Raw genomic sequence first — 15,548 nt, forward strand, 5'->3', positions numbered from 1 at the left:
TAGCGGATTACCAGTACCGGGCAGCGCGCTTCGCGCCAGCCGGCTTCGCCCCGCAAGTTGTCAGTTAACTCGGCGAAGCCCGTATTATAGCGGCTTTCCAGAATTGTCACAGAGCATTGCCGTGCTGCTTCTTCCGCTGTCATTCAACCCCGTTTGCAACGTGCCGGCCCGCCGGAGTCATGGAGGTTCCGCATGCTAGGCCGCCTCGGCACGTATCTCGCCATCGGCTTCCTGAAACTGCTCGCGCTCCTGCCGTACGGCCTGACCGCACGGCTCGGCGACGGCCTCGGCTGGCTGCTCTACCAGATCCCGAGCCGGCGAAAGCGCATCGTACACACCAATCTGAAACTCTGCTTCCCGGATTGGAGCGACGCGCGCCGCGAGGAAATCGCCGGCCAGCACTTCCGCCACGCGATCCGCAGCTACGTCGAGCGCAGCGTCCAGTGGTTCGGCTCCGCGAAGAAACTCGAGAAGCTGATCGAGATCGACAGCGCGGTCGACCTCACCGATCCGGACCTGCCGCCGACGCTGTTCCTCGGCCTGCACTTCGTCGGCATCGAGGCCGGTTCGATCTGGCTCAACCGTTCGCTGCAGCGCCGCTGCGGGTCGCTGTACCAGCCGTTCTCGAACCCGGTGCTCGAGGAAGCCGCGAAAGCGGCGCGCGGCCGCTTCGACGCCGAGATGGTCGGCCGCGCGGACAGCGCGCGCGTGGTGCTGCGCTGGCTGCGCGACCGCAAGCCGGTGATGCTCGGCGCCGACATGGATTACGGGCTGCGCAACTCGACGTTCGTGCCCTTCTTCGGCGTGCCGGCGTGCACGCTGACGGCGGTCGGCCGGCTCGCGAAGACGGGCCGCGCGCAGGTCGTGCCGTTCATCGGCGAGGTGCTGCCGAACTACAAGGGCTACCGGCTGAAGGTCTTCAAGCCGTGGGACCACTATCCGACCGGCGACGACGATCTCGACGCGCGACGGATGAACGAATTCCTCGAAGAGCAGATCCCGCTGATGCCCGAGCAGTACTACTGGGTCCACAAGCGCTTCAAGACCCGCCCGCCCGGCGAGCCGAGCGTCTATTGAGCGCGGCATGCAGGCGCCGTCAGGTGCGCGCCTGCGCCCGCGTCACTTTCGGCATGCCTTTCGCGCGCGCCTGCCACAGGTCGTAGGCGGCCTGCTGAGCGAGCCAGAGATCCGCGCGGCCGCCGTTTTCCTCGCCTAGCCAGCCCTCGATCCGCAGCGCCATTTCGGGCGAGATGCCGGCATGGCCGTGCAGCACGCGGGATAGCGCCGCCCGGGTCACGCCGAGTTGCGCCGCGGCCTCGGTGACGGTCAGTCCGAGCGCCGGAAGCACGTCCTCCCGCAGCGTTTCGCCCGGATGCGGTGGATTGAAAATGCGTGTCATGCCTTTGGTGACCTCAGTGGTCGTCCTGGTAATCGACCAGAACGGCGTCGGGCCCTTCGAACCTGAAAGTCAATCGCCAGTTGCCGTTGACGCTGACGGCGTAGTGGGCGGCCAGCGAACCCTCGAGCCGGTGAAACCGCCAGCCCGGCACGTTCATGTCGAGCGGCGCGCCCGCCGCGTCGAGCCGGGCGAGCTGGCGCCGCAGCCTCGGTGCATGGTCGGGCCGGATGCCCGCCTTGCTTCCGTTCCGAAAAAAGCGCTTCCACGCCCTTGTGTTGCCATGACTTGATCATGGACCTCCTGCACGCAGGTCGCGATGGCCAGTGGCCTCGCACGTGTGAGCGTATAGCCACGCTATACGACCCGCCTCGTTCGTTGGTCAAACTGCCCGCAATCGCCGCACCGCAGGCCGCGCGACACCGGACGCATTGCGCGGCGCGCACGATTTGCCACCGGCGCCAGCGCCCAACGAGCCTAAAACGGGCCTTCCCGTCGCCACAAGCCGGCCATTCGGCCATCGCAACTCCTTCCGACCGCATTGCGCGAAGCCATCCCGCCCCCCGCCCGCGCGGGACGCCCATGGCCGCTGCATGTATCATTCGCGGTTGAGATCAGCACGCCGAAGCAGGCTGCCCGGCACGCTGAGCCCCCCAATTGCAACGGAACACCCGCAGTGAAGCTCTCGTTCACCAAGATGCACGGCGCCGGCAACGACTTCGTCGTGCTCGACGGCTACTCCAGCGAACTGCCGCCGCTCACCGAAACGCAGGTGCGCGCGCTCGCGAACCGCCATTTCGGCGTCGGCGCCGACCAGTTGCTGCTGGTCGAGAAACCGACCGTCGACGGCGCGGACTTCAAGTACCGGATCTTCAATTGCGACGGCGGCGAAGTCGAACACTGCGGCAACGGCGCGCGCTGCTTCGTGAAGTTCGTGCTCGACAAGCGCCTGACCGACAAGCGCAGCGTGCGCGTCGAAGTCATGAAGGGCCTGATCACGCTGACGATGCAGGACAACGGCGAAGTCGTCGTCGACATGGGCGCGCCCGTGTTCGAGCCGGCGCAGGTGCCGTTCGACGCATCGGGCCTCGAAGGCCGCCCGGAAGGCCGCGATACGCTCTGGCCGCTCGACGTGAACGGCGCCACGCGCTGGATCTCGACGGTCTCGATGGGCAACCCGCACGCGGTGCAGGTGGTCGACGACGCCGAAGCGTATCCGGTGCTCGCCGAAGGCCCGCTGATCGAACGTCACGTGCGCTTCCCCCAGCGCGTCAACGCCGGCTTCCTGCAGATCGTGTCGCGCCATGAAGTGAAGCTGCGCGTGTACGAGCGCGGCGCGGGCGAAACGCTCGCGTGCGGCACCGGCGCCTGCGCGGCGGTGGCGGCCGGCATCCGGCGCGGCCTGCTCGACACGCCGGTGACCGTGCACACGCACGGCGGCACGCTGACGATCAGCTGGGACGGCGCGCGCGACGAAACCGCCCCGTTGCTGATGGCGGGCCCCGCCACGACCGTGTTCGAAGGCGCGATCGACCTGGCTGTCTGACCCTTTCACCGTCCTGATTGAACGCTCCCGTCCCATGAACGATCGCGAAGTCGCCGACTACCTGCTCGCCAACCCCGAATTCTTCGCGCAGCACGCCGAACTGCTCGCCACGATCCGTCTCGCGAACCCGCACGGCAAGGCGGCGATCTCGCTGCAGGAGCGGCAGATGGAGATGCTGCGCGACAAGAACAAGCATCTCGAGCGCCGGCTCGCGGAGCTGGTGCGCTACGGCCACGAGAACGACAGCCTGTCGGCGAAGTTCAGCCGCTGGACCGCGCGCGTGATCGCCGAGCGCGATCCGTACGCGCTGCCGCGCACGATCGCCGACGGCCTCGCCGACGTGTTCGACGTGCCGCAGACCGCGCTGCGCGTGTGGGACGTCGCCGACACCTATTCGCAGGCCGAATTCGCACGCCAGGTCGGCGAGGAAGTGCGCCTGTTCACGAACGGCCTGTCGACGCCGTACTGCGGCGCGAACACGGGCTTCGAGGCCGCACAGTGGCTCGCGCCGGTGCTCGCCGCGCCGGCCGCCAACGCGACGGACGGCAGCGACGCCGCCGCCGTCGGCGACGGCTCGGCCACCTCGGTCGCGCTGCTCGCGCTGCGCGCGCCGCAGGCCGGCGCCGATGCGCCCGCGTTCGGCCTGCTGGTGCTCGGCTCGCCGGACCCGCGCCGCTTCCACGAAGGCATGGCGACCGACTTCCTCGCGCAGATCGCGACGCTCGCGAGCGCCGCGCTTACGCGCCTGCTGCCGCACTGACACCGATCCAGGCCCGCCGCCCGATGCCCGACGATCCGATCGCCGCCTACCTGTCGAACCTGAAGCACGTCAGGCAGCTGTCGGAGCACACGCTGCGCGCGTACACGCACGAGCTCGACGAACTGAAGAAGCTCGCCGCCGGCCGGCCGCTCGAATCGCTGAGCGCCGTCGACATGCGCGGCGCGGTGTTGCGCGCGCATGCGGGTGGACTGTCCGCGCGCTCGATCTCGCATCGGCTGTCCGCATGGCGCGCGTTCTACCGCTGGCTCGCGCAGCGCATCGAGATGCCCGCGAATCCCGTCGCCGGAGTGCGTGCGCCGAAACGCGAGAAATCTCTGCCGAAGGCGCTATCGGTCGATGACGCGGTCGCTCTGATGGACACCCCGCTGCCCGCCACGACCGAAGGCCTGCGCGACCACGCGATCCTCGAGCTGTTCTACTCGTCGGGCCTGCGCCTGGCCGAGCTGATCGGGCTCGACGTCATGTACACGCAGGCGGACGGCTATCGCTCCGAAGGCTGGCTCGACCTCGCCGAAGCCGAGGTCACCGTGCGCGGCAAGGGCAACAAGGAACGCAAGGTGCCGGTCGGCCGCAAGGCGATCGACGCGCTGAACGCGTGGCTCGCGGTGCGCGGCGAGTTCGTGAAGCACGACCCGCATCCGCTGTTCCTGTCCGTGCGCGGCAACCGGATGTCGCCGGGCGTCGTGCGCGAGCGCGTGAAGCGCGCGGCGCTTGCCGCCGGCATTCCGGCGCACGTCCATCCGCACGTGCTGCGCCACTCGTTCGCGACGCACGTGCTGCAGTCGAGCGGCGACCTGCGCGCGGTGCAGGAGCTGCTCGGCCACGCGAGCGTCGCCGCGACGCAGGTGTATACGTCGCTGGACTTCCAGCATCTCGCGAAGATTTACGACAGCGCGCATCCGCGCGCGAAGAAGCGCGACTGACACGCGCGTCCCGTTTTTCCCCGCCGCGCGCGACGATCGACGTCACGTCCCGTCGCACGCGGCCCCATTCGATCCAGCCATGCAAACCGTCACTCTCAAGCCGTCCAAGGACAAATCGCTGCTGCGCCGCCATCCGTGGATCTACGCCAATGCGATCGACCGCGTCGACGGCAAGCCCGCGCCCGGCGCGACCGTCGTCGTGCGCGCGCACGACGGCCGTTTTCTCGCGCGCGGCGCGTACAGCCCGCACTCGCAGATCCGCGTGCGCGTGTGGAGCTTCGACGAGAACGAGCCGATCGACCACGCGTTCTTCAAGCGCCGCGTGCAGCGCGCGGTCGCGCACCGCAACACGATGATCGCCGGCACCGGCGCGGTGCGGCTCGTGTTCGGCGAGGCCGACGGGCTGCCGGGCCTGATCGTCGATCACTACGTCGAGGATTCCGGCGATGCGTCGCCGCGCGGCCAGCTCGTCTGCCAGTTCATGGCCGCGGGCGTCGAAGCATGGAAGGACGCGATCGTCGCCGCGCTGGTCGGCGCGACCGGCTGCCCGAACGTGTACGAGCGCTCGGACGTGTCGATCCGCGAGAAGGAAGGCCTCGAGCAGACGACCGGCGTGCTCGCCGGCGACGCGCCGCCCGCGACGCTGATCGCGAACGAGAACGGCGTGCGCTACCACGTCGACGTGCCGCACGGCCACAAGACCGGCTTCTACATCGACCAGCGCGACAACCGCGCGCTCGTCGCGCAATACGCGCACGAGCGGGACGTGCTGAACTGCTTCTGCTACACCGGCGGCTTCTCGCTCGCGGCGTTGAAGGGCGGCGCGAAACGCGTCGTGTCGATCGACTCGTCGGGCGACGCGCTCGCGCTCGCGCAGCAGAACGTCACCGCGAACGGCTTCGACGCCGGCCGCGCGAGCTGGCTCGACGCGGACGCGTTCAAGACGCTGCGCCGCCTCGTCGACGAAGGCGAGCGCTTCGACCTGATCGTGCTCGACCCGCCGAAGTTCGCGCCGACGCGCGACAGCGTCGATCGTGCCGCGCGCGCGTACAAGGACATCAACCTGAGCGGCTTCAAGCTGCTGCGCCCGGGCGGCCTGCTGTTCACCTACTCGTGCTCGGGCGCGATCGACATGGACCTGTTCCAGAAGATCGTCGCGGGCGCGGCCGCCGACGCGAAGGTCGACGCGCGGATCCTGAAGCGGCTCGGCGCCGGCGTCGACCACCCGCTGCTGTCCGCCTTCCCGGAAGGCGAATATCTGAAAGGGCTGCTGTTGCAAATCGTCTGATCGCCCGCATGTTGGCGGGCAGCCGCCTCCGCTGGTCGTTCGGACGAAGGGCGGGGGCTTGACAGATATGTTTCAATGAATGGTTGTGTGCCCGGTTCGCCGGGCGCGAGCACATCCTGGTTTTGACCCCGATTCACGAACCACAGGCGACCGACATGGCCACTCCCGTCACCATCCTCACCGGCTTCCTCGGCAGCGGCAAGACGACGCTGCTCAAGCGCATCCTGAACGAACAGCACGGCATGAAGATCGCCGTGATCGAGAACGAGTTCGGCGAAGAGAACATCGACAACGAAATCCTCGTGCAGGATACGACCGAGCAGATCATCCAGATGAGCAACGGCTGCATCTGCTGCACGATCCGCGGCGATCTGGCCCGCGCGCTCGGCGATCTGGCCGCGAAGAAGCGCGACGGCAAGCTCGACTTCGACCGCATCGTGATCGAGACGACCGGCCTCGCGAACCCGGGCCCGGTCGCGCAGACCTTCTTCATCGACAGCGAGATCGCCGACGATTTCCTGCTCGACGCCGTCATCACGCTGGTCGACGCGAAGCACGCCGACGCGCAGCTCGACGAGCACGAGGTCGTGCAGCGCCAGGTCGGCTTCGCCGACCGCCTGTTCATCACGAAGTCCGACCTCGTCGACGACCAGACGGTCGCCGAGCTCAAGCACCGCCTCGTGCACATGAACCCGCGGGCGGCGATCAAGGTCGTCAACTTCGGCGAAGCGGACATCAAGGAAATCTTCGACCTGCGCGGCTTCAACCTGAACGCAAAGCTCGAGATCGATCCGGATTTCCTCGCCGAGGACGATCACGCGCATCACGGCCATGACCACGATCACGACCACGCGCACTGCGACCACGATCACGGCCACTGCGATCACGATCACGATCACGCGCACGGCCACCATCACCACCACGCGCACCACGACGACAAGATCAAGTCGTTCGTCTACCGCAACGACCGCCCGTTCGATCCGAACAAGCTCGAGGATTTCCTCGGCGGGATCCTGCAGATCTACGGCGAGCGGATGCTGCGCTACAAGGGCGTGCTGTACATGAAGGGCGTCGACCGCAAGGTCGTGTTCCAGGGCGTGCACCAGATGATGGGCAGCGACCTCGCGGCGAAGTGGCTGCCGATCGAGAAGAAAACCAACAAGATGGTGTTCATCGGCGTCGATCTGCCGCAGGACCTGATCACCGACGGCCTCGACGCCTGCCTCGCCTGACGGCGGGCAGCGCGCCGCCCGCGACGCGTTCCGCGGCGGCGCCCCGGTGGCGGCAAAACGCCGCCACCGGCGAGGGTTTTCGCGTCATCGCTTTTTCGCGATTTGCGCGTTATATTTTCAAGATATTGGCGCAGCCGACGGGGATCGACCCGATACGGCGCAGACTTGCGATTCAGTTACAATACGTGCCCGCTGGAGTACGGCAACAACAGGCCCGGTTCTTGCAGCACGATCATCCGGGAATCGCAAACATGCCGGATCGCGTGTTCGCCACCCGGCCGCGACCGATACGATCTGCCGCGCAGCATTCCGGTTCGCCGCGCGCGCACATCGACGCCAGGCCTATCCTGGTATTTGAGAACCGGTTTTCCAGAGGCTTTCGGCCCCGCAGCGGCAAAACGCAAAGGATTGCAAGCGCGGTTGCGGGTAATCCCAAAGTGCAGGCAATATCTCGTGATTTGCCGCACATTGAAGAAGCAAGCAGATGACGAAGAAACTCTTGACCGAAGCCGAAATCCTGAAGATGAGCGACAAGGATTACATGAATGAGGATCAGCTCGCCTTCTTCAAAGCTCGGCTCGAACAATTGCAGGCGGAAATCCTCCACAATGCGGGCCAGACGACCGAGAACCTGCGTGAGACGGTGATCGTGCCGGATCCTGCCGATCGCGCGACGATCGAGGAAGAGCACGCGCTCGAGTTGCGCACGCGCGACCGCGAACGCAAGCTCCTCAAGAAGGTTCAGCAATCGCTCGCCCGCATCGAATCCGGCGATTACGGCTGGTGCGAGGAAACCGGCGAGCCGATCGGCGTGCCGCGCCTGCTCGCGCGCCCGACCGCCACGCTGTCGCTCGAGGCGCAGGAGCGCCGCGAGCTGCGCCAGAAGCTGTTCGGCGACTGAGCAGCCGCCGTTCCGCCCAAACACGCTGCTTCACGAAAGCGCGCGGCCTGCCGCGCGCTTTTTGTTTTTCCGGCCGGCCCCCTCCCGGCTCCCCCCTTGATATCCCGGCGCGCGCCCTAAAATGAAACGAATGCGCGTCGGGCCGCTCCCCGGCGCACCGCGATTCACGCGGCGGCGCGGCGCGCCGCCGCCTCTTCCCCGTTTTTCTCAAGGAACGCAGATGGAGCAATTTCACGGCACGACCATCGTTTCGGTCCGGCGCGGCGACAAGGTCGCGCTCGGCGGCGACGGCCAGGTGACGCTCGGCAACATCGTCATGAAGGGTGGCGCGCGGAAAGTGCGGCGGATCTACAACAACCAGGTGCTGGTCGGCTTCGCGGGCGGCACCGCCGATGCGTTCTCGCTGCTCGACCGCTTCGAGGCGAAGCTCGAGAAGCACCAGGGCAACCTGACCCGCGCGGCCGTCGAGCTCGCGAAGGACTGGCGCACCGACCGGATGCTGCGCCGCCTCGAGGCGATGCTGATCACGGCCGACGCGACGACCACGCTCGTGATCACCGGCAACGGCGACGTGCTCGACCCGGAAGAAGGCATCTGCGCGATCGGCTCGGGCGGCGCGTACGCGCAGGCCGCGGCTCGCGCGCTTGCCGAGAACACCGAACTGTCGCCGCGCGAGATCGTGGAGAAATCGCTCGAGATCGCCGGCGACATGTGCATCTACACGAACCACAATCGCATCATCGAAACGATCGAGTAAGGACCGACCCATGAGCACCATGACCCCTGCCGAGATCGTCTCGGAACTCGACAAGCACATCATCGGCCAGAACAAGGCGAAGAAGGCAGTGGCCGTCGCGCTGCGCAACCGCTGGCGCCGCCAGCAGGTCGCCGATCCGCTGCGCACGGAAATCACGCCGAAGAACATCCTGATGATCGGGCCGACGGGCGTCGGCAAGACCGAAATCGCGCGGCGCCTGGCCAAGCTCGCCGATGCGCCGTTCATCAAGATCGAAGCGACCAAGTTCACCGAGGTCGGCTACGTCGGCCGCGACGTCGACAGCATCGTGCGCGACCTGATCGAGATTTCGGTCAAGCAGACGCGCGAAGCGGAGATGCGCAAGGTGCGCAGCAAGGCGACCGACCAGGCCGAGGACCGCATCCTCGACATCCTGCTGCCGCAGCCGCGCGCGGTCGGCTTCGGCGCGAGCGCCGAGCACGCGAACGACGACAACAACACGACCCGCCAGACGTTCCGCAAGCGCCTGCGCGAAGGCCAGCTCGACGACAAGGAAGTCGAGCTCGACCTCGAGCAGCAGACGATCGGCATGGACATCATGGCGCCGCCCGGGATGGAAGAGATGACCGAGCAGATCCGCTCGATGTTCTCGAACCTCGGCGGCGGCAAGAAGCAGCGCCGCAAGGTGAAGATCAAGGAGGCGCTGAAGCTGCTGACCGACGAGGAAGCGGCGAAGATGCTCAACGAAGAGGAAGTGAAGACGAAGGCCGTGCAGAACGTCGAGCAGAACGGCATCGTGTTCCTCGACGAGATCGACAAGATCACGTCGCGCAACAACGAAGGCAGCGGCGGCGAAGTGTCGCGCCAGGGCGTGCAGCGCGACCTGCTGCCGCTCGTCGAGGGCACGACGATCAACACGAAGTACGGGATGGTGAAGACCGATCACATCCTGTTCATCGCGAGCGGCGCGTTCCACCTCGCGAAGCCGAGCGACCTGATTCCGGAGCTGCAGGGGCGCTTTCCGATCCGCGTCGAGCTGGAATCGCTGTCGGTGAAGGATTTCGAGGCGATCCTGGTCGCGACCGACGCCAGCCTCGTCAAGCAGTACCAGGCGCTGCTCGCGACCGAGGACGTGGCGCTCGACTTCGCCGAAGACGGCATCCGCCGCCTCGCGGAAATCGCGTACTCGGTCAACGAGAAGACCGAGAACATCGGCGCGCGCCGCCTGTACACGGTGATCGAGAAGCTGCTCGAGGAAGTGTCGTTCGCGGCCGGCAACCACGCCGGCGAGCGCGTGACGATCGATGCGAAGTATGTCGAGCGTGCGCTCGGCGAGGTGTCGCAGGACGAGGATCTGTCGCGCTACGTGCTGTAACGCGGCGCGCGGCATCGAACGAAAAACGGGCGGCCCCGGCGGGGCCGCCCGTTTTTTCATGGGCGCGTGCAATTTGGAACGCGTCCGATGGCCGGCACCCGGGAGGGCTCCTAGAATCGGGATTCCCCTGGCCACGAACCGGCGCCATCGCCGCCGCCCCTCCATGATCATCTACCCGTCCATCGCCGGCCGATTCGTGCCGGCCTTGCGCACCCTGACGCCGGCCGAGATCCGATAGATCATGCGGCGAATCAGGCAGGATTCGCTGCACCGTTACCACGTCGCGTTTGCGCTCGCGTGGCTCGGCGCGCTCGCGGGTATCGCGCTCACGGCCGTGCCGGTGCATGTCGGCATCTCCTTCGTCGCGCGCTGCGCGTCGGTGAAGCCGTGGCCAATGGCCGTCGCCGCCGTGACCGGCGGGCTCGCGCCGCTGCTCGCAAACGTCTTCTACTCGGCGCTGATCGCGCACCTGCTCAAACGCGACATCGTCGCCCGCATCGCGCGGGACCAGCGGCCGCCCGGATGAAGCGCCCGGCCCCGCTTACTGACGCACCGGCTTCTTCGCGAGCTTGCGCTGCAGCGTGCGGCGGTGCATGTTCAGCGCGCGCGCGGTCGCCGAGATGTTGTTGTTGTTTTCCGCGAGCACGCGCTGGATGTGCTCCCACTCGAGCCGGTCGACCGACAGCACGACCGGGTTCTCGAGCGCCTCGTCGGCCTGCAGCTCGCTCGCGTTGGTCTGCAGCGCGGCCAGGATCGATTCGATGTTCGCCGGCTTCGCGAGATAGTTGTCGGCGCCCTCCTTCACCGCCTGCACGGCCGTCGCGATGCTCGCGTAACCGGTCAGCACCAGGATCCGCGCATCGGGCTGCAGGTCGCAGAGCGGCGCGATCAGGCTCAGGCCCGAATCCTCGCCGAGATGCAGGTCGACGGTGATGAACTGGAACTTGCCCGCCGCGGCGAGCTTGAGCGCCGCCTCCTTGTCATGCGCCTGCTGGACCGCGTAGCCGCGGCGCTCGAGGCCGCGCGCGAGCGTGCCCGCGAACACCTCGTTATCGTCGATCACCAGGAAGTTGTTGTCGCTCATGTGGTTTCTCCGTCTACATGTTGGGTGAGGCGGCGGCGGCCGCATGGCGCGCCACCGGCAGGCGCAGCACGGCCCGCGTGCCGCGCCCGGAAGCCGTGCCCGCGGAACGGCCGGCGGCCGCGCCGTTGAGCCGGCCGGACGCCGTGCCTGCGGGCCGCGGCGTCGCGTCGGACAGCTCGATTTCCCCGCCGAGCCGCGCCGCCGCGCTGAACGCGAGGTACAGGCCGACCCCGTGCCCGCCCTGCGTGCTGTCGACCGGCATCGCGCCGAGCGACTCGCGCAACGCGGCCGGAATGCCCGGGCCGTCGTCGCATACCTCGAATTCGATTTCGTCCGCCGCGCCGTCATGCGCGACCTTCGCCGCGAGCGTCACGCGCTGCGGGCTCGCGCGCGCCGCGTTGTCGAGCAGGATCGTCAGGATCTGGCCCGCCGCGACGGTGTCGTCGAGCGCGACGCCGGCCGGCCGCGCGCCGAGCAGCTCGAACTGCACGTGCGGATGCCGCAGGCGCCAGTGCTCGACGAACGTATCGAGCCAGTCGTCCACCGGCTGGCGGCTCGCCGGCGCGCTCGCGCGGCTGCGCAGGCGCGCGAGCGCCGACGTGCACAGCGACATCTGTTCCTCGAGCACCTTCAGGTCGGCCTCGTAGCGCGCCAGCCCCGCGTCGGTGCGCGCGGCGTCGCGCAATTCCTCGGCGAGCATCGCGATCGTCGACAGCGGCGTGCCCATCTCGTGCGCGACCGTCGCCGCCTGCACGCCGAGCGCGACCGCCCGCTCGTCGCGCAGCAGGCTCTGCTGCGCTTCGCCGAGCGCCGCGTCGCGCTGGCGCAGCGCGTTCGACATGCGCGCGACGAACCACGCGATCAGCCCGACGCTGACCATGAAGTTCACCCACATCCCGGTGCGGTAGTAGTCGAACAGGTTCGCCGGATTGTCCATGTTGAGCGGCACCGAATCGAAGCCGAGCGCCGCGTAGCACGCGACCGCGAACGCCGCGAGCCAGATCATCAGGTGCCACGGCAGCACCGCCGCCGCGATCGCGAGCGACGGCAGGTACAGCGACACGAACGGGTTGGTCGTGCCGCCGGACAGGAACAGCAGCGCCGACAGCGCGCCGAGATCCACCCACAGCTGGCCGAGCAGCTCGAAATTGGTCTCGGGCCGCGCGCGCAGCACGCGCACCCAGGTCAGCCCGTTGAAGACGATCTCGAGCGCGATGACCATCAGCATCGCCGGCAACGGCAGATGCACGCCGAAATAGGTCTGGACGACGCCGATCGTCGCGAGCTGGCCGATGATCGCGAGATTGCGCAGCCAGAACAGGTGGCTGAGGTTGACGCGGCCGGTGGTGGTGATTCGTTGCATCCGCCCAGTTTACCCGTTTAGCGCGCGGCCACCCTAGCCGGGGCCAGAACGCTCGCGCGCTACGCCGGCTTTCCGGCCACCTGCCGCGCGATCTCGTCGGCGAGGCATTCCGGGCACATGCAGCGCCCGCCGCACGCCGGCTGCGCGCCGTCGGGCAAGCCGGGCATCGCCGCGCACCAGCATTCGAACGGCTGCGTGCGCGCGCCGCAGTCGAAACTGCGGCTGCAGCGCGGGCAGCGGGCGCGCCGCGGTTCGGCGCGGCGGTCGGCAGCGAATTCGGTCATGACGGGGGCGGGAAAGCGGGCACGGCGGCACCCAACGGCACAAGCATAGCGCGGCGGCCGGCGTTCGCACATCGGCCGTTCGGACAACGCCGGCCAGCGGCCGCCGCAAGGCCGCGGCGCCCGGCGCCCGGCGTCGCCCCCGGCCGTCCCGGCCGGGCCAAAATCGCGATGCTGCGCTGCGCCACTCCTGTACAATTCGGCCTGTTTCAACCGTTCCCAGCCAGAGCCGCCGCCATGTCCGAGCCCATCGACCTCTCGCAGATCGCCCCCACGCTGAAAGCCGAAATCCTCGCGGAGGCGCTGCCGTACATCCGCCGCTATCACGGCAAGACCGTGGTGATCAAATACGGCGGCAACGCGATGACGGAAGAGCGGCTCAAGCAGGGCTTCGCGCGCGACGTGATCCTGCTGAAACTGGTCGGCATCAACCCGGTGATCGTCCACGGCGGCGGCCCGCAGATCGACCAGGCGCTGAAGAAGATCGGCAAGCAGGGCACCTTCATCCAGGGCATGCGCGTCACCGACGAGGAGACGATGGAAGTCGTCGAGTGGGTGCTGGGCGGCGAAGTGCAGCAGGACATCGTGATGCTGATCAACCACTTCGGCGGCCACGCGGTCGGCCTGACGGGCAAGGACGGCGGCCTGATCCACGCGCGCAAGCTGCTGATGCCGGACCGCGACAATCCGGGCCAGTACATCGACATCGGCCAGGTCGGCGAGGTCGAGGCGATCAACCCGGCAGTGGTGAAGGCGCTGCAGGACGACGCGTTCATCCCGGTGATCTCGCCGATCGGCTTCGGCGAGGATGGCCTGTCGTACAACATCAACGCCGACCTGGTCGCCGGCAAGCTCGCGACGGTGCTGAACGCCGAGAAGCTGCTGATGATGACCAACATCCCCGGCGTGATGGACAAGGACGGCAACCTGCTGACCGACCTGTCGGCGCGCGAGATCGACGCGCTGTTCGAGGACGGCACGATCTCCGGCGGCATGCTGCCGAAGATCTCGTCGGCGCTCGATGCCGCGAAGAGCGGCGTGAAGTCGGTGCACATCGTCGACGGCCGCATCGAGCACTCGGTGCTGCTGGAAATCCTGACCGAGCAGCCGTTCGGCACGATGATCCGCTCGCATTGAGCGCGCGCCGCCAAACCACCGGCCCCGACCTGCCGGCGTCGCTGCGACGCCGGCGCATCTCCCGCAGCCGGCCGCGCGCCGGCGCCCCCGTCTGGCTGTTCGATCTCGACAACACGCTTCACCACGCATCGCACGCGATCTTTCCGGAGATCAACCGCGCGATGACGCAGTACATCATCGACGCGCTCCACGTCGGGCGCGCTGAAGCCGACCGGCTGCGTACCGGCTACACGCAGCGCTACGGCGCGGCGCTGCTCGGCCTCGCGCGCCATCACCCGATCGATCCGAACGACTTCCTGCGGGTCGTCCACACGTTTTCCGATTTGCCCGCGATGCTGCGCGCCGAGCGCGGTCTCGCGCGGATCATCGCCGCGCTGCCCGGCCGCAAGTTCGTGCTGACCAACGCGCCCGAAAACTACGCGCGCGCGGTGCTGCGCGAGCTGCGCATCGAGCGGCTGTTCGAGCGCGTGATCGCGATCGAGCACATGCGCGACCGCCGCATGTGGCGCGCGAAGCCCGACCACACGATGCTGCGCCGGACGCTGCGCGCCGCGCACGCGCGCCCGGCCGACGCGATCCTCGTCGAGGACACGCGCAGCCACCTGAAGCGCTACAAGCGGCTCGGCATCGGCACGGTGTGGATTACCGGGCATCTGCCGGGCCATCTGCCGAACACCGGGCGCCCGCACTATGTCGACCAGCGGATTCGTTCGTTAAAATCGCTTCGACTGGGCACTCGATCGGGGCGACAAAAATGCAGCCGACTCACCCGCAGGACCAAGCGGTAACGGACGACCAGACATCCCCCACCCGCACCCGCACGCGCCCGAAACCGGGCGAGCGCCGCGTGCACATCCTGCAGACGCTCGCCGCGATGCTCGAGGCGCCGAAGCGCGAGAAGATCACGACGGCCGCGCTCGCGGCCCGGCTCGACGTGTCGGAGGCCGCGCTCTACCGCCATTTCGCGAGCAAGGCCCAGATGTTCGAAGGCCTGATCGAATTCATCGAGAGCACGCTCTTCGGCCTGATCAACCAGATCGCCGCAAAAGAGCCCGACGGCGTGCTGCAGGCGCGCGCGGTCGGGCTGATGCTGCTCAATTTCGCGGCGAAGAACCCCGGGATGACGCGGGTGCTGACCGGCGAGGCGCTCGTCGGCGAGCACGAACGGCTGGTCGAGCGGGTCGACCGGATGATCGAGCGGATCGAGGCCGCCGTGAAGCAGAGCCTGCGGATCGCCGTGATGGAATCGAATGCGCGCCGCGACGGCAGCCCGCACGCGGCCGGCGCCGTTCCGCTGTCGGCCGACTACGACCCCGCCGCGCGCGCCAGCCTGCTCGTCAGCTACGTGATCGGACGCTGGCACCGCTTCGCGAGGAGCGGCTTCTCGAAAGCGCCCGGCGAACAGGCCGACGCGCAGCTGCGGCTGATCCTGCAGTAATGCGCCGCTGACGCCCGGCCTGCCCCGGCGTCCATGAACCGGCCGTCCGGCCGGATCCGCATGCCCC

General features: G+C 68.0%; 17 protein-coding genes and 1 pseudogene. 13 read left to right on the top strand and 5 right to left on the bottom strand.

Features of this window, described 5'->3' with window-relative positions; translation table 11 throughout:
* The first annotated feature begins 153 nt into the window (after window positions 1-153).
* Window positions 154-1,077 carry a lauroyl acyltransferase LpxL gene (lpxL, locus tag HWY45_RS13645; RefSeq protein ID WP_269112997.1) on the top strand — a complete coding sequence of 308 codons (924 nt, stop codon included), beginning with the start codon at window positions 154-156 and terminating at the stop codon, window positions 1,075-1,077.
* A gap of 19 nt (window positions 1,078-1,096) precedes the next feature.
* Here lpxL and HWY45_RS13650 read toward each other — a convergent pair whose 3' ends face one another.
* Both HWY45_RS13650 and HWY45_RS13655 read right to left on the bottom strand, forming a co-directional pair.
* On the bottom strand, window positions 1,097-1,399 hold the full coding sequence (locus HWY45_RS13650) for a HigA family addiction module antitoxin (protein WP_059881907.1): 303 nt from the start codon (window positions 1,397-1,399) through the stop codon (window positions 1,097-1,099).
* Window positions 1,400-1,412: 13 nt separating this feature from the next.
* Window positions 1,413-1,692: pseudogene (locus tag HWY45_RS13655) on the bottom strand (type II toxin-antitoxin system RelE/ParE family toxin).
* Window positions 1,693-2,072: 380 nt separating this feature from the next.
* Between HWY45_RS13655 and dapF the strand changes: the two are divergent.
* The 9 genes from dapF (at window position 2,073) to HWY45_RS13700 (ending at window position 10,704) form a co-directional block, all read left to right on the top strand.
* Window positions 2,073-2,942: a diaminopimelate epimerase gene (gene dapF / locus HWY45_RS13660; RefSeq protein ID WP_059881909.1), complete on the top strand. Its 870-nt coding sequence runs from the start codon at window positions 2,073-2,075 to the stop codon at window positions 2,940-2,942.
* 34 nt (window positions 2,943-2,976) lie between these two features.
* Window positions 2,977-3,702 (top strand): DUF484 family protein, encoded by a 726-nt coding sequence (locus HWY45_RS13665; RefSeq protein WP_059563689.1) that lies wholly within the window; start codon window positions 2,977-2,979, stop codon window positions 3,700-3,702.
* Between the two features lie 23 nt (window positions 3,703-3,725).
* Window positions 3,726-4,646 (top strand): tyrosine recombinase XerC, encoded by a 921-nt coding sequence (gene xerC, locus HWY45_RS13670; RefSeq protein ID WP_059881911.1) that lies wholly within the window; start codon window positions 3,726-3,728, stop codon window positions 4,644-4,646.
* A gap of 79 nt (window positions 4,647-4,725) precedes the next feature.
* The gene (locus HWY45_RS13675) at window positions 4,726-5,934 is read left to right on the top strand and encodes a class I SAM-dependent rRNA methyltransferase (protein ID WP_059563687.1); all 1,209 of its coding nucleotides are present in this window, start codon (window positions 4,726-4,728) and stop codon (window positions 5,932-5,934) included.
* 155 nt (window positions 5,935-6,089) lie between these two features.
* Entirely contained in the window at window positions 6,090-7,166 is a 1,077-nt protein-coding gene (locus tag HWY45_RS13680) for a CobW family GTP-binding protein (RefSeq protein ID WP_059881914.1), read from the top strand.
* 484 nt (window positions 7,167-7,650) lie between these two features.
* The gene (dksA, locus tag HWY45_RS13685) at window positions 7,651-8,067 is read left to right on the top strand and encodes an RNA polymerase-binding protein DksA (RefSeq protein WP_017334597.1); all 417 of its coding nucleotides are present in this window, start codon (window positions 7,651-7,653) and stop codon (window positions 8,065-8,067) included.
* A gap of 220 nt (window positions 8,068-8,287) precedes the next feature.
* Entirely contained in the window at window positions 8,288-8,824 is a 537-nt protein-coding gene (gene hslV / locus HWY45_RS13690) for an ATP-dependent protease subunit HslV (protein WP_011353540.1), read from the top strand.
* 10 nt (window positions 8,825-8,834) lie between these two features.
* Complete coding sequence (hslU, locus tag HWY45_RS13695) at window positions 8,835-10,178, top strand: ATP-dependent protease ATPase subunit HslU (RefSeq protein WP_059881917.1); 1,344 nt, start codon at window positions 8,835-8,837, stop codon at window positions 10,176-10,178.
* Window positions 10,179-10,419: 241 nt separating this feature from the next.
* The gene (locus HWY45_RS13700; RefSeq protein WP_230942253.1) at window positions 10,420-10,704 is read left to right on the top strand and encodes a hypothetical protein; all 285 of its coding nucleotides are present in this window, start codon (window positions 10,420-10,422) and stop codon (window positions 10,702-10,704) included.
* 15 nt (window positions 10,705-10,719) lie between these two features.
* Here HWY45_RS13700 and HWY45_RS13705 read toward each other — a convergent pair whose 3' ends face one another.
* From HWY45_RS13705 to HWY45_RS13715, 3 genes are read right to left on the bottom strand one after another with little or no spacing between them, the layout of a single operon-like run.
* Entirely contained in the window at window positions 10,720-11,262 is a 543-nt protein-coding gene (locus tag HWY45_RS13705) for a response regulator transcription factor (protein WP_017334600.1), read from the bottom strand.
* 13 nt (window positions 11,263-11,275) lie between these two features.
* Window positions 11,276-12,625: an ATP-binding protein gene (locus HWY45_RS13710; protein ID WP_059881919.1), complete on the bottom strand. Its 1,350-nt coding sequence runs from the start codon at window positions 12,623-12,625 to the stop codon at window positions 11,276-11,278.
* Window positions 12,626-12,684: 59 nt separating this feature from the next.
* Entirely contained in the window at window positions 12,685-12,909 is a 225-nt protein-coding gene (locus HWY45_RS13715; protein WP_059881922.1) for a cysteine-rich CWC family protein, read from the bottom strand.
* A gap of 234 nt (window positions 12,910-13,143) precedes the next feature.
* Here HWY45_RS13715 and argB point away from each other — a divergent pair, with 234 nt between their 5' ends.
* The 3 genes from argB to slmA are packed head-to-tail and all read left to right on the top strand — an operon-like array spanning window position 13,144 to window position 15,481.
* A complete protein-coding gene (argB, locus tag HWY45_RS13720; protein ID WP_010090348.1) occupies window positions 13,144-14,043 on the top strand; it encodes an acetylglutamate kinase in 900 nt (299 codons plus the stop codon).
* Entirely contained in the window at window positions 14,040-14,831 is a 792-nt protein-coding gene (locus HWY45_RS13725) for a pyrimidine 5'-nucleotidase (RefSeq protein ID WP_059881924.1), read from the top strand. Before argB ends, HWY45_RS13725 begins: the two co-directional genes overlap by 4 nt.
* Complete coding sequence (gene slmA / locus HWY45_RS13730; protein WP_059563680.1) at window positions 14,798-15,481, top strand: nucleoid occlusion factor SlmA; 684 nt, start codon at window positions 14,798-14,800, stop codon at window positions 15,479-15,481. The genes HWY45_RS13725 and slmA overlap by 34 nt, the downstream gene beginning before the upstream one ends.
* The last annotated feature ends 67 nt before the right edge of the window (window positions 15,482-15,548 follow it).

The organism is Burkholderia stagnalis, from assembly GCF_902830275.1.
GTDB lineage: Bacteria > Pseudomonadota > Gammaproteobacteria > Burkholderiales > Burkholderiaceae > Burkholderia > Burkholderia stagnalis.